Annotated in this window: 16 protein-coding genes; 5 read left to right on the forward strand and 11 right to left on the reverse strand. The window is 64.0% G+C overall.

Annotation, left to right across the window (positions count from 1 at the left end):
* Positions 1–9: 9 nt before the first annotated feature.
* A complete protein-coding gene (locus tag ABIB91_RS00195) occupies positions 10–1,026 on the reverse strand; it encodes an NrtA/SsuA/CpmA family ABC transporter substrate-binding protein (RefSeq protein WP_354159227.1) in 1,017 nt (338 codons plus the stop codon).
* Positions 1,027–1,303: 277 nt separating this feature from the next.
* Here ABIB91_RS00195 and ABIB91_RS00200 point away from each other — a divergent pair, with 277 nt between their 5' ends.
* Entirely contained in the window at positions 1,304–1,975 is a 672-nt protein-coding gene (locus ABIB91_RS00200; protein ID WP_354159225.1) for a lectin, read from the forward strand.
* Between the two features lie 123 nt (positions 1,976–2,098).
* Positions 2,099–2,806: a glutathione S-transferase gene (locus ABIB91_RS00205; protein WP_354159223.1), complete on the forward strand. Its 708-nt coding sequence runs from the start codon at positions 2,099–2,101 to the stop codon at positions 2,804–2,806.
* Position 2,807: 1 nt separating this feature from the next.
* Here the strand turns inward: ABIB91_RS00205 and ABIB91_RS00210 are convergent, their stop codons facing one another.
* The 3 genes from ABIB91_RS00210 to ABIB91_RS00220 all read right to left on the reverse strand — a co-directional run bounded on the left by ABIB91_RS00210 (position 2,808) and on the right by ABIB91_RS00220 (position 4,532).
* Positions 2,808–3,482, reverse strand: coding sequence for a methyltransferase family protein (locus ABIB91_RS00210; RefSeq protein ID WP_354159221.1), 675 nt, complete (start codon positions 3,480–3,482; stop codon positions 2,808–2,810).
* Between the two features lie 116 nt (positions 3,483–3,598).
* Positions 3,599–3,772: a hypothetical protein gene (locus tag ABIB91_RS00215; protein ID WP_007612258.1), complete on the reverse strand. Its 174-nt coding sequence runs from the start codon at positions 3,770–3,772 to the stop codon at positions 3,599–3,601.
* Between the two features lie 286 nt (positions 3,773–4,058).
* Positions 4,059–4,532: a hypothetical protein gene (locus ABIB91_RS00220; protein ID WP_354159219.1), complete on the reverse strand. Its 474-nt coding sequence runs from the start codon at positions 4,530–4,532 to the stop codon at positions 4,059–4,061.
* Between the two features lie 247 nt (positions 4,533–4,779).
* On the opposite strand from ABIB91_RS00220, the gene ABIB91_RS00225 reads away from it, so the two are divergent.
* Positions 4,780–6,435, forward strand: coding sequence for a fumarate hydratase (locus ABIB91_RS00225; RefSeq protein WP_354159217.1), 1,656 nt, complete (start codon positions 4,780–4,782; stop codon positions 6,433–6,435).
* Between the two features lie 136 nt (positions 6,436–6,571).
* Here the strand turns inward: ABIB91_RS00225 and ABIB91_RS00230 are convergent, their stop codons facing one another.
* The 6 genes from ABIB91_RS00230 to ABIB91_RS00255 all read right to left on the reverse strand — a co-directional run bounded on the left by ABIB91_RS00230 (position 6,572) and on the right by ABIB91_RS00255 (position 10,827).
* Positions 6,572–7,492, reverse strand: a complete 921-nt coding sequence (locus ABIB91_RS00230; protein WP_354159215.1) for an SH3 domain-containing protein — start codon at positions 7,490–7,492, stop codon at positions 6,572–6,574.
* A gap of 14 nt (positions 7,493–7,506) precedes the next feature.
* Positions 7,507–7,803, reverse strand: coding sequence for a hypothetical protein (locus ABIB91_RS00235; RefSeq protein ID WP_007602176.1), 297 nt, complete (start codon positions 7,801–7,803; stop codon positions 7,507–7,509).
* A gap of 104 nt (positions 7,804–7,907) precedes the next feature.
* Positions 7,908–8,462, reverse strand: coding sequence for an inner membrane-spanning protein YciB (locus ABIB91_RS00240; protein WP_354159213.1), 555 nt, complete (start codon positions 8,460–8,462; stop codon positions 7,908–7,910).
* Positions 8,463–8,472: 10 nt separating this feature from the next.
* Positions 8,473–9,048, reverse strand: a complete 576-nt coding sequence (locus ABIB91_RS00245; protein ID WP_354159211.1) for a hypothetical protein — start codon at positions 9,046–9,048, stop codon at positions 8,473–8,475.
* Positions 9,049–9,125: 77 nt separating this feature from the next.
* Complete coding sequence (locus ABIB91_RS00250) at positions 9,126–9,389, reverse strand: hypothetical protein (RefSeq protein ID WP_354159209.1); 264 nt, start codon at positions 9,387–9,389, stop codon at positions 9,126–9,128.
* A gap of 40 nt (positions 9,390–9,429) precedes the next feature.
* Positions 9,430–10,827: a carotenoid oxygenase family protein gene (locus tag ABIB91_RS00255; RefSeq protein WP_354159207.1), complete on the reverse strand. Its 1,398-nt coding sequence runs from the start codon at positions 10,825–10,827 to the stop codon at positions 9,430–9,432.
* A 106-nt stretch (positions 10,828–10,933) separates the two neighbouring features.
* On the opposite strand from ABIB91_RS00255, the gene ABIB91_RS00260 reads away from it, so the two are divergent.
* On the forward strand, positions 10,934–11,659 hold the full coding sequence (locus ABIB91_RS00260) for a TetR/AcrR family transcriptional regulator (protein WP_354159205.1): 726 nt from the start codon (positions 10,934–10,936) through the stop codon (positions 11,657–11,659).
* 17 nt (positions 11,660–11,676) lie between these two features.
* On the opposite strand, the gene ABIB91_RS00265 is transcribed toward ABIB91_RS00260, so the two are convergent.
* The gene (locus ABIB91_RS00265) at positions 11,677–12,297 is read right to left on the reverse strand and encodes a hypothetical protein (RefSeq protein WP_354159309.1); all 621 of its coding nucleotides are present in this window, start codon (positions 12,295–12,297) and stop codon (positions 11,677–11,679) included.
* Positions 12,298–12,462: 165 nt separating this feature from the next.
* On the opposite strand from ABIB91_RS00265, the gene ABIB91_RS00270 reads away from it, so the two are divergent.
* Complete coding sequence (locus ABIB91_RS00270; RefSeq protein ID WP_007602184.1) at positions 12,463–13,023, forward strand: SET domain-containing protein; 561 nt, start codon at positions 12,463–12,465, stop codon at positions 13,021–13,023.
* Positions 13,024–13,157: the final 134 nt, after the last annotated feature.

Genomic DNA, 13,157 nt, shown 5'->3' on the forward strand with positions numbered 1-13,157 from the left:
CGCGGGTGCCTATTTCCACGACAGGGTGACGCGTGCGGGATCGACCTTTTTCAGTGGCTCGGTGACGACGAATTTGCTGAAGTCGGGCATCGCCGCTCCCGGAGGATGGTTGCCGCTCTCGAGGCGCCATGCGGAGTGGGTCTTGAGAATCTCGATCAGCCGGTCGTCGAGACGCACCCGGTAAACATAGTCGGCCCAGATGGGCGCGAGTTCGTCCCGCTTCATTCCAACCGCGTCCGCCACTGTCGTGATCGCTTCATCCGGGTGTTCCTTCATCCAGACCTCGGCATCGATCAGTGCGGCGATGAACTTCTCGACCAGCGCAGGGTTGGCATCCAGATAGGGCCTCATGACGACGATGTTGAACGTCTCGGAGTAAGTGCCCGTTGTATCGAGCTCAGCGACGGCTTCGCCCAGGGCCTTCTTCGCGTTGGCGACGTGGGGCTCCCAGGTGTCGATCGCGTCGATGCTTCCGGCTGCAAGTGCCGGCAGCATTTCCTGCGGCCGCAGATTGACGAGGGTGACATCCTTGGGCGTCAATCCCGCCGACTTCAGCAAAGTCGCCGTGTAAACCTCGCTGCCGGTGCCGGCCGTGAAGGCGATTCGCTTGCCGCGAAGATCGGCCTTGGTCTTGACGCCGGCCTTGGCTGCGACGACCGTCTTGAGGTCGGAATATTCCATGCCGGCGACGAAGGCGATGGGCTGGTTTGCCATCGCCGAAGCGGTGACCGGCGCCTCGGCCGTCGTCGCGATGTCGGCGCCGCCCCCGATCACCGTGTCCAGGCACTGCTTGCCGGACGTGAAGTTCGAGACCGTGATGTCCAGTCCGTTCTTTTCGAAGATTCCCTTCGATTTGGCGACGATCGCAATGCCGGAGATCGGTCCGAGGTTTTGCGCAAGTCGGGCTTTGAGCAGTTCCGCGGCCAAGGCGCGGTCCGGACCGATGGCAAGGCAGCAAAGCGCGGCATAGCCGGCAATTGCCGCGCAACGCCTACTAAACTGGCGGCGGACGGTGTTCCAGTGCATGACGATCTCCCCTCGCGCCGCGCCCGGCGCAGCCCCGATGTGATCGCGGATACCGCCCTGAACGGTTCCGCAACAGTCTGCCGCGTCCTCCCCTGGGCGATCGCTTGAGCATCGGCCCACAATGGCTATGCTCGCCCGGCACTGCGGTCTCGGGAAGCAATTAATCGACATGGCCTTCGGGGCGGCCGGCCGCCGGAATAATGCTCGTCGTGACGGGTTCATGTCAGCGGACCAAAGATGGCCCAGGGGCAATCGCAGCAACAATCGGGAGGATAGGATGAGCATTCTTGCCAGGGTCATCGTGCCAGCGGGCGCCGCTCTTGCGGTCTTCGTAAGTCCAGCTGTGCGGGCGCAGTCACCCGACATGACGTTCTTTGTGACCTCCAACGGCCCGGGCAAAGGCGCCGATCTCGGTGGTCTCGATGGCGCCGATGCGCAATGCCAGAAGCTGGCACAGGCTGGTGGCGCTGCTGCCAAGACCTGGCATGCCTATCTCTCCACCCAGGCCGCCGACGGCAAGCCGGCGGTCAACGCGCGCGACCGCATTGGCAAGGGGCCGTGGCAAAATGCAAAAGGCGTCGTGATCGCCAAGGACGTGGCTGAACTGCACAGCGCCAACAAGGTCAACAAAGATAGTTCGCTGACCGAGAAGGGCGAGGTTGTGAGCGGCTATGGCGACCAGCCCAACCGTCACGACATCCTCACGGGATCGCAGCCTGACGGCACGGCGTTCGCAGGCGCCGATGATCGCACCTGCAAGAACTGGACGTCGAGCACGCAAGGCGCAGCGATGCTCGGCCATTCCGACGTCAGCGGCCCGGCGACCAACCCGACGGTGAAGTCATGGAACGCCGCGCATCCCTCGCGCGGCCCGGATGGCGGCTGCTCGCAGGCCGATCTGAAGAGTACCGGCGGCGACGGGCTGCTGTATTGTTTTGCGGTGAATTGAAGCTCTCTCTTCCGTCGTTGCGAGGACGGAGTGTGCGGGCCGGCGGCTCCGTCTCATCCTGACGGAACCTTCGGCTGCATGCTACATTGCTTCCGTCGCTCCCACGCTCACGGACCCCCTCTCATGAAGTACGAGCTCTACTACTGGCCCGAGATCCAGGGCCGCGGAGAATATGTGCGGCTGGCGCTGGAGGAGGCGGGGGCGGCTTATGTCGACGTCGCGCGGGGGCCGCGCGGGACGGCTGCGATGATGAAGATGATGGACGCGCAGAAGGGCACGCCGCCCTTTGCGCCGCCGTTCCTGAAGGCCGGAAAGCTCGTCATCGGCCAGACCGCGAACATCCTGCTCTATCTCGGCGCCCGCCATGGCCTCGCGCCGAAGACGGAAGCGGGAAAACTTTGGGTGCACCAGCTTCAGCTCACCATCACCGACTTCGTGCTGGAGATCCACGATACCCATCATCCGCTCGGACCTTCGCTGTACTACGAGGACCAGAAGCCGGCGGCGAAGAAGCGCACCGCCGATTTCTGGAGCGCGCGCGTGCCGAAATATCTCGGCTATTTCGAACAGCTGCTCGATGACAATGGCGGCACCTATGTCACCGGCCGCAGGCTGACCTATGTCGATCTCTCGCTGTTCCAGATCGTCGACGGCCTGCGCTATGCCTTCCCGAAACGCATGACGGCGTTCGAGGGCGACATCCCCGGCCTCGTCGGCCTGCACGACCGCGTCGCGGCGCGGCCGAACATCAAGGCCTATCTCGCAAGCGAGCGCCGCATCCCCTTCAACGAGCAGGGCATCTTCCGGCGCTACAAGGAACTAGATACCTGAACTACCAGATCCCCGGCAGCAGACGATAGCGCACGCGGGTCGCGTAGTCGGCATAGCCGGGCAGGCCCTCGCGCAGCGTGTGCTCCTCGATGCGGATGCGGACGGCGAACAGCACGAGAAAGACGGGTGCCATCGCTAGTCCCCACCACGAGCCGAGGATCAGCGGCACGCCGGCGAAGAACAGGATCATGCCGCTGTACATGGGGTGGCGAACATGGGCGTAAGGCCCGGTCGAGATCACGCGCTGGGCGCGCTCGGCTTGCAGCTTCACCACGGGTGCGGCGAACGAGTTCTCGCGGAAGACCCACAGCGTGAACAGCGTCGAGGCGAGGAACAGCACCAGGCCGAGCGCCTGCAACGCCAGCGGCACATTGGAGGCAAGATGACGCCGGTCGAGCCCCATCGCGACAAGCCAGCCCAGTATCGCCGCGATGAACACGACCATGAAGGCCTTGTCGGCGGCCGGCTGGTTTTTCTGGATAACCGGCCGCAGGCGTTCGGCGAGAAGTCCCGGATCGATCCGGTAGAGCCACCAGCCGCAGAGCGGGCCGAGCAGGACAGAGGTGACGAGGAACACCCAGGCCGACGGCCAATGCAATGTGCCCGCGGAGGCGAACAACAACGCGCCCATCGCGATGACGAAGATCGTATTCTGCAACAAGAGACGTGCGATCATGCGCGGTTCCCCGGGCAGTCTTGCACGAGTTTGGCCACGCTATCCGGCAAAGATGCGGCCGGACGCGCGAAAAGCCCGATCAACCGGATCGGGCGATCCATCGCAGGCCAGCCGGATCAGGCGAGCTGATCGATCCGCGTGCCCTGGCCCGGCGGCAGCGGCGCGGGCGGCGGCGGCTTATAGGTCGGGTCGTTGTCTTTGGTCTTGATCTGATCGTCCTGCTGCTTGGTCGTGTCGTAGCTCGGCACCACGATCGCGATCGGCGGCGGCGAAACGGTAGAAACGCTCATCCACAAATCCTCACATATGGAAACAATTGACCCTGCGCCGCGAGACGCGAAATTTCCTTCAAGCCAATCGTTAAAATGCAAGGGATCCGGTGCGGTGGAGGAGGCCGCTTTCGCGCCGCCATAAATGCTGTTTCCGCGAGAGGACAGACCTCTCCTCGTCATTGCGAGCGCAGCGAAGCAATCCAGTCTGTCTCCGCAGAGGGATTCTGGATTGCTTCGCTACGCTCGCAATGACGGAGTCTGTAGTGTGCGGTGTGCTGTCAGACGCACACCGCGCGGGAGCCGCCTATTCGTCCTTGCCGCGCGTGATCGCGATGGACGCATCCGTCTTGGTGCGGGTGCATTCCATGTTGAGACGCCGGTAACGCATGCTGATCTTGTCGCCGCGCAAGAGCCCCATCCGCTTCAGGCAGCGTGTCGCGCCCGTCGTCGTATCGTCCTTGGTCACGGTGAAGACGATCGCCGCCATCGACCCCACCAGCGCAAAGAACTCCGGCTTGGGCTTGCGATCGCCCTTGGCATAGAGCTCGATCGAATATTTGTCGCCACGGCAAGCCACGGACAATTCCTTGGCCGCGGGATGAGTCAAGTAGACGACATTGGCGGCGCGGAAATTCACCTTGAGGCGATCGACCTGGTTCGCCAACTCCTTGGCGCTGTCGTCGCAGCGGTCGGCGCGCGCGGGTGCGGCGAGGATCACAAGGCCGGTGATAGCGGCGGCGACCAGGATCGCGCCGCGGACGTGCAAGTTCAATGTCATGATGAAAAGCCCCTTAGCGGGCGCATTCAACCGTCGTCCCGCGCATAGCGCAAGGGGGACATCCCGGGTCTTCACCGGCCTCATGAGGGACACATGTCCGCCTGAGAGCCACCGAAAAGGGTCTCCATGCCGCCGAATCCGGATGCCCTGACCGCACTAGAGCGCCTTCCCTTTGCGGCAAAAAAGCTTAGAACGCTTCTATGAAAGGGATCCATGCGAGGACCCCAAAACCCCGAGATTCCAGCCCATGAACGCTCCCACCGCCTTCCCCGACCCCGCAAAACCCGTTCCGCCCTACAAGCACACGCCGCTGTTTCCGCTGGGCAAGGACGAGACGCCGTACAAGAAGGTCACGGCCGAGGGCGTGCGAGTCGAGAAGGTCTTGGGCCGGGACATGCTCGTGGTATCGCGTGAGGCGCTGCGGGCCCTGTCGGAAGCGGCCTTTGGCGACATCAACCACTATCTGCGGCCGGGGCATCTGAAGCAGCTCCGCGCGATCCTGGAGGATGGCGAGGCGAGCCCGAACGACAAGTTCGTCGCGCTGGACTTCCTCAAGAACGCCAACATCGCCGCCGGCGGCGTGCTGCCGATGTGCCAGGACACCGGCACCGCGATCATCATGGGCAAGAAGGGCTGCAACGTCATCACCGACGGTGACGACGAGGCGGCGCTGTCGGAAGGCGCGCGCGATGCTTACCTGCGCCGCAATCTGCGCTACTCGCAGGTCGCGCCGCTGTCGATGTACGAGGAGAAGAACACCGCCAACAACATGCCGGCGCAGTGCGAGATCTACGCCGAAGGTGATGACGCCTACAAGTTCATGTTCATGGCAAAGGGCGGCGGCTCCGCCAACAAGAGCTTCCTGTTCCAGGCCACGCCCTCGGTGCTGACCAAGGACCGGCTGCTCGCCTTCCTGAAGGAGAAGGTCTTGACGCTGGGCACCGCGGCGTGCCCGCCCTATCACCTCGCCATCGCGATCGGCGGCACTTCGGCCGAGCTCTGCATGAAGACGGTTAAGCTGGCGTCGGCTCGCTATCTCGACGCGCTGCCGCCCCACGGCTCGCCCGACGGCAACGCGTTCCGCGATCTCGAGATGGAGCAGGAAATTCTCAAGATGACGCAGTCGCTCGGCGTCGGCGCGCAGTTCGGCGGAAAATATTTCTGCCACGACGTCCGCGTGATCCGCATGCCGCGTCACGGCGCCTCGCTCCCCATCGGGCTCGGCGTGTCATGCTCGGCCGATCGCCAGGTGCTCGGCAAGATCACCAAGGACGGCGTCTATCTCGAAGAGCTCGAGCACAACCCGGCGCAGTATTTGCCTGAGGTCGAGCAGTCGCTGGGCGGCGAGGTCGTCAAGATCGATCTCAACCAGCCGATGAAGGATATCCTGGCCACCTTCTCGAAGTACCCGACCAAGACGCGGGTCTCGATGACCGGCACCATGATCGTCGCGCGCGATTCCGCGCATGCCAAGCTGCGCGAGCGGCTCGACAAGGGCGAGCCGCTGCCGGACTATTTCAAGAACCATCCCGTCTATTACGCCGGCCCCGCCAAGACGCCCGAGGGCTACGCCTCCGGTGCGTTCGGCCCCACCACCGCTGGCCGCATGGATTCCTTCGTCGATCAGTTCCAGGCCGCCGGCGGCTCGATGGTGATGGTCGCCAAGGGCAACCGGGCGCCGGCCGTGCGTGAGGCTTGCAAGAAATATGGCGGCTTCTATCTCGGCTCGATCGGCGGTGCCGCGGCGAATCTTGCCGAGCACTGCATCAAGAAAGTCGAGGTGCTCGAATATCCCGAACTCGGCATGGAAGCGATCTGGCGCATCGAGGTCGTCGACTTCCCGGCGTTCATCATCATCGACGACAAGGGCAACGACTTCTTCAAGGAGCTGAATCTGGGCTAGCTCTTCGCCTCGCTCCGGAGTTCGAGACGCCCGCTTTGGCGGGCTCCTCACCATGAGGGTCTGATATCTCGCCGCGAAACATGACCTCATCCTGAGGGCCCGCCGGAGGCGGGCGTCTCGAAGGATGGGCCGCAGGCTAACTGCAATTCGTGACCTGATTGGAACACAGCCCGCGCCACCAGCCGCGGACGCCGTCCTCGCTCTCGACGAGGCCCCAGAGGCCGCTGCAAGCAAAGATGTGCTTCGGCCCGCCATCGGTGTCGATCGGACCGCCGAGCTCGCGCTGGGCCGCCATCCATTTCGCATCGACGAAGGGCGCCTGGAACAGGCCGCCCATGCGGGTCGCGCCATTGGCGTAGGCCGCGCCGACCTTGTTGGAGGCGACCCAGCCGCGTCCGGCATAGGGCTTTGGCGCGCTGCGCGGATATTTCTTGTCGTCCTCGTAGTCCTTGCCCGGCGGCTTGGCGCCTTCGATCAGAAACCAGCCGTTCTTGAAGCCGATGATGCGGAATTCGGTGAGCCAGCCGCCATCCGGCGTGTTCTCGCTGCCGCCGAGCTTGAGTAGGTAGGGCGGCGGAAGCGTGCCGAGCACACGCGCCTTGGTCGATGGTTCGGCACGCACGTTGAGGCCATCAGGATCCTTGTCGACGGACCATGCGCCGAAATCGCAGGGCTCGGTACCGTCGGGAAGCGTCGAGCGCTTGGCGGCGAGATCGGCATGCAGCTTTGCGAAATCGGTGTCATCGTTGTCAGGATCGGGCCCGCTACGCGGCTTCAATGCGGCCGAGATTGCGCGCGTCGCATCCGGCGTCAGCGCGACCACGAGAGCCTGGCGCGCGCCGAAAACGCTTGCAGGCGACTTCGGATCGTTCGACGAGATCGGATAGACGGCGAGGTAGCCCGTCGAACCTTCGGTTCGATAGGCCGTGCCGGCAACATAGCCTGCCGGTAGCATGGCGAGCGCGCTTGCCCGCCACGCCGGTTCGGCGTCGTCCGCGCGCGCCGCTTGTGTCGCGACACACAGGATCGTCGCCGCGATGAGACCGAGCGCGCGCACGGTTGCCGCGCGGCTTAGGCGCGCGTGCCGGTGAACGGGAAGCTGCCCATCGGGCCGATGCCCATCTCACCGCTCATGCTGTCGCCCGAGACGGTTCCGATGAATTCGAGCGTCAACGGCATCGGATTGGTGATCGAGACCTTCCAGTTGACGGCATCGCCGCTGACGGTGCCGTCGAATATCTCGGCTGTATCGCCTTCCGCACCCTGCGTCCCTGTGAGCGTGCCGCCGGCAGCCGTCAGGCTCAGCGTCGCCTTGCGCTCGCCCATGGGGGTTGTCAGGGTCAGAGTCCAGTTGCCGTCGACGGCCATTCGCGTCTCCCAAGATCCCGGCGGACCGCGACGATCCGCGGGCCAGTCCCGGCCGAGCGTATAGCGCAACTCGCCGCCCGCGCCTAACGCTCCGTCGGAGGCATTTAGGCGCGGGCGGCGGCGCGCCGTCGGCTGGTGACGATGAGACGGAGCACGACATATTGCACGGCGAAAGCGAGGATCTTGGCGCCGCCCGCGACCACCGTGATGTAGAACGCCCACAGCTTCAGATCGCCTGTGGAGGCGATGGCGATCGTGCCGGCGCCGATCACGAACATCAGCGCGGCCCAGGCATAACCTGCAGCCGTCACATATTCCGGAACGGTCTCGACGACGATCGGCGGCATGTAGCGCAGCATCCAGCCGCGCTTGAGCATGATGGCGCCGATCGCGAAATGCGCGATCGAGGGCTTTGCGAGCATGAAGCGGGGATCGTGGGTCAGCAGCGTGACCGTGCCGAGCACGACGACGAGCGCGACGCTCGCATAGGTCATGTAATTGACCTGCTGCCCCTTGACGCGCGCATAGATCAGCTGCGCGATCGCTCCGGCAATCGCCACCGACGTTGCTAGGACGACGTTGTCGGTCACGAGATAGATGACCAGGAAGACGATGGCGGAGAAGAGGTCGGAGGCGAGGCGGGCGAATACGTCCTTCATCGTCGATCCTTCAGCGGGAGTTGGGCAATGCGCTGGCCGGCGGACCGTACTTGATCTGCCGATATTCGGGATACCATTTTGTGAAGTACATCGCGCTGTTGCGGGCGGCGAAGGCGACCGCAAGGCTCGACCAGAGCGGCAGGCCGGGGACATAGAGCAGCACGAGATTGGCGGCCGCCATCAGCAGCGCAGCCGCGGTCCATGCGCCGGTGATGATGTAATTGGCGTAGAGAAAGCCGGGCATTGCCGCGGTCTCGGCCGGCACGGCCTCCAGCGCGTATTGCAGCGTGAATGGACGGCGGACCAGCATCGAGCCGAGCGAGATGACGAAGATGCCGATGTCGACCGACAGCTTGACACCGAGTGTGCCGAGCGCCGGATCGAACAGCGCGAGGTGGATGTCGATTGCGGCGAATAGCAGCGCCGAGCTCATCGCCAGGATCTTCACCGATCGACCGCGCACGACATCGATCGCGACGGTGGCGAGACAGATTGCCGAGGCCACGAATACGCTGATCGTGGCCGATGTCATCAGCATCAGGAAGGTGAAGGCGCCGTAGGGCGCGAGGATCAGGAAAATCGCCATGGTCCGCCTCGGTCAGGCCTTATCTTTACGATGTAAAGATCAATAAGTCACGGGCGGAGCGGGGTCAAGCAAAATCTTTACAGCGTCAAAATGACGTAAGCGACTTCCAAAAATTGAATTGCTGCAACGGCTTGGTCGGCCATTTCGTCGATGAATCCGGCCCAGGGCAGGTAGGGCAGCGCAGGTAACGCACAGGCGACCGAGAGGACGAAGGCGAGCAAGATACCGCCGTTGAAGACGGTTTGGCCGCTCCGCCGCGGCTGGATCATCTGAAGTGTGAGCGCGGCGCAGATCAGGACCAGGACGACGAGGTAGCCCGCAGTGATCGATTGTATGTGCATCAGAGACCTCTTTGGTGGCATCCGTGATGACGAGGAACAGCTACTGCGCGCCGACCCAATTGCCGTGAAAACCGTCGGGCACGCGATGTCCGAGCTGCACCAGCGCCACGGGACCGGCCTCGATATCTCCAGCGTTGAACACGGCGAGGTCGCTCCGGTTCTCCCGCGCGCGCCAGACCACCGCCAGCAGCCAGCCATCGCCTTCTGCCGCATCTTTCGACCGCTCGACGAAGACCGGTTCAGAAATGGTGTCGCCGGCCGGCAGCAGATAATGGCCGAGGCGCTTGCCCTTGCCATCGACATGGACGACGCCGGACAACGCGCCGAACATCGGCAGCGTCGGATTGGCGCAGGCGTACCAGCCGTGACCGCTCTTCAATCCGGCGCGGCGGTCGTCGATGCGCGGGAATTCGCCGGTGAGATCGTCGAGATAGGTCTGCTGGAAGCGGTCGGTATTCCCGGCAAGATCAAACGTCCAGCGGCAATGGCGGGCGAAGGATTTCTCGGGATTGGTGGGCGTGCCGTCGGGATGCGTGAACAGTGGTGCTTCCTCGAACTGCATGACGTCGGCGATGATGCGGTCACCTTCCTCCCACGCATTCATGACGTGGAAGACGTAGCAGGCCTCAGCGCGAAACCAGACGATGTCCTTCGCGCTGCCCTTGCGCTTGATCACGCCGACATAGGCGCCCTTGTCCGGCTCCCAGGCGTAGGGCGGCCGCCCGCTCATCGCGCGCTCCATGCTGCCGGTGAGGGGCAGGATCGGAAACAGCAGGTGGTTTTCCGTGACGATGAAGTCGTGCACCATGCTGGCATAAGGCGCCTCGAAGCGTTCGAAGCGCGTCGCCTTGCCGGACGCATCGATCGATCCGTAGGAGAGGGCAGGCGTCAGCGGACCCGCCGCATTGTAGCCGAAGAACACCAGCTCGCCGGTGACGGGATCGATCTTCGGGTGCGCGGTGAAGGTGCCGGCGATCCGGCCCTGATAATTGTGATAGCCGCGCGTCGCCAGCTTACCGGGCTCGATCTCAGTCGGCAGATGCAACTCCTCCAGCGCAAGCAGCTTGCCGGCATGGAAGATGATGTTGGTATTTGCAACGCCGCCGTCGGTCAGGTTCGCCGGGGCATCCGGCAGCTTGCGGCCAAAGCCGCCGAACAACGCGCGGCCGGCATCGTGCTCGGCCAGCCATTTCGACGTGCGGATCCAGCGGTTGCGATGGCTGGCGCGCCCGTTCTCGAGATGAAAGGCGTGCAGCATGCCGTCGCCGACGAACCAGTGCGCGCCGGGCGACTCGAACTGCGGATAGGGGCCGTTGCGATAGAGCGTGCCGTTCAGCTCGCGCGGCAATTCACCGATGATTTTCAGGAAGGGCGCGTCGGCCTCGAACGGAATCGGACCGAGATTGTGGCGGCGTTCGGCAACGGCGTCCTGCTGCACGGCGTATCCTCCCTCATCTTTACATCGTAAAGATCAAATAATCGTACGAAGAGTTCTGGTCAAGTGAAATCTTTACACTGTAAATATTGCGTCTTATAGCTGGCCTATGGGCAAGAGCGAAATCAGGACAGCAACCGCGCGAGGTGCGCGCACCCCAAAGAAGGCGAGCGCCCCGGCGCGCCTCGCGCGACGGACGGCGAGCGTCAAGTCCGAGGCGCCCTATCACCACGGCGCGCTGCGCGAGGCGCTGCTCCAGGCCGCCGAACGGGTGCTGGAGCGTGACGGGCTCGCCGGCCTGACATTGCGCGCCGTGGCGCGCGAGGCGGGCGTCTCGCATGCCGCGCCCACCCATCATTTCGGCGACCTCACCGGGCTTCTCAGTGAGCTCGCGGCGGTCGGCTTCCGCCAGTTCAATGCGGCGATGGCGTCGTCCTCCGACTCCGCCACCACCCCGCTCGAGCGCGCGCTGGCGCGGCCGAAAGCCTATGTTGCCTATGCCCAGGCTCATCCCGGCATGTACGGCATCATGTTCCGCACCGAGCGCCTCGACTATTCCAGGCCGTCGCTGCACGAGGCCGCCGAGGCGTCCTTTGCCGGGCTCGCCAATGCCGTCGGCATGATGCGGCAGGAGCAGATCAGCGGCGACGCGCTGACGCTCCATCAGGGCGCCGCGATCGCGCGCGCGTGGTCGATGGTACATGGTTTTACCATGCTGCTGCTCGATGGGCGGCTGGAGGATATTCTGGGGCGCCTGCCCGAGGGCACGACTCCCGAACGCCTGCTCGAGGCCATGCTGATGTCCCCCGTGACGGGGAAGCCGCCGGGCCCTTGATGGCTCGCCGCGAGCGCCTAGCGCATCGTCGCGAACTCGACGGCTCGGCCGCGCGCGCCGACGATCTTCACCTCGTCCTTGCCGCAGGTAAAACTGCGGGCGAACTCGTCCGCGGCCTTGCGCGCGAGCTCATTGGCGTTCGGGTTGGCGATCGCGTCGACATAGGCGACGTGGCAGACGGGGCCGGGCGGCAGTCGGGTCACGATGAGCATGGCCTTGGTGTTCGGCCGCCCCTCCTTGTCGGGATCGGTGCCATCGGCGATGTGCCAGCGCTGGATGATCGCAAACGGCCTGGCGGCCGCGGTGCGCCATTCGACGGTGGTCTCGGACGAGTTGAACGGGGCGAACCAGACTTTTGCCGCCGGTTCCTCGGCCGCGGCCCTGCGATTGCGGCCGACGGAGACGATTTCGCGAAGATCGTCCTCGGCGATCAGGACCACGAGGCCATCCTTCCCCTTGCAGACCCGCGTGGTGCTGCCGTCGAGCTCGCTGGGCTTGCCGATCTGGTGGCAATCCTTCGGGGCAGTCGAGGTATATTGGCTGCCCACGGATTGGGCGTCGGCGCGGTCGAGACCGCTGCACATCAGCAACATGGCCAGGAGCAGTATGGCCAAGCCTGCGGTGGTGATGCGGAACATGACGACGCCTTTGATCGAGCGGGAACTCCGTACCATCAGACGTCTTGATTGTGGGCAAGGTTCAAACAGTCTCGACAGACACCTGACAGCGGCGCGGAATCGTTCTAGAAGGGCGGCTTCGCTTGGGCTCTTTCAGCCTCATTCGCGTCCTCGTTTTTCGTGATCATGCCAGCCACCTCGTCGAACAAACCTTATCGCGTCGGCCGCTCGAAGACCGGGCTCGGCCTCTTCGCCACCAAGCCGATCAAGAAGGGCACCCGGATCATCCGTTATTACGGACCGATCCTGGACTCCCGGATTCCCGAGCACGACGACATCGAGAACAAGTACCTGTTCGAGCTCAACGGCCGCTGGACGATCGACGGCTCGGTGCGCAAGAACCTCGCGCGCTACATCAACCATTCGTGCCGGCCCAACGCCGAATCCGACGTCCGGCCGCGCGAGCGCAAGGTCTTCATCCGCGCTATCAAGAACATCGAGCCGGGCGACGAGATCAATTACGACTACGGCACTGATTATTTCAAAGCCTATCTGAAGCCGATCGGCTGCAAGTGCGAATCTTGCGAGAAGAAGCGCAAGAAGCTGCGCGCCGAAGCGCGGACCGAGCGCGCCAAGGTGAGGGCGCGCGCGGAGCGTAAAGCGCAGAAGGCGGGGGCAAAGCCCGCCAAAAAGAAGAAGCTCAACGGCGTCGCTGTTGGCAAAGCCAACGGGCGCGCGCGGGCGTAGCCTGAGTTCGAGCTTCTGGCACAACTGTCATGCCCCGCGAAAGCGGGGCATCCAGTACGCCGCGGCCTTTTCGTATGCGACGACTGCCTCTGGAATACTGGGTCGCCCGGTCAAGCCGGGCGACGACAGCGAGT

Source organism: Bradyrhizobium sp. JR4.3 (assembly GCF_040547695.1).
Lineage (GTDB): Bacteria > Pseudomonadota > Alphaproteobacteria > Rhizobiales > Xanthobacteraceae > Bradyrhizobium > Bradyrhizobium canariense.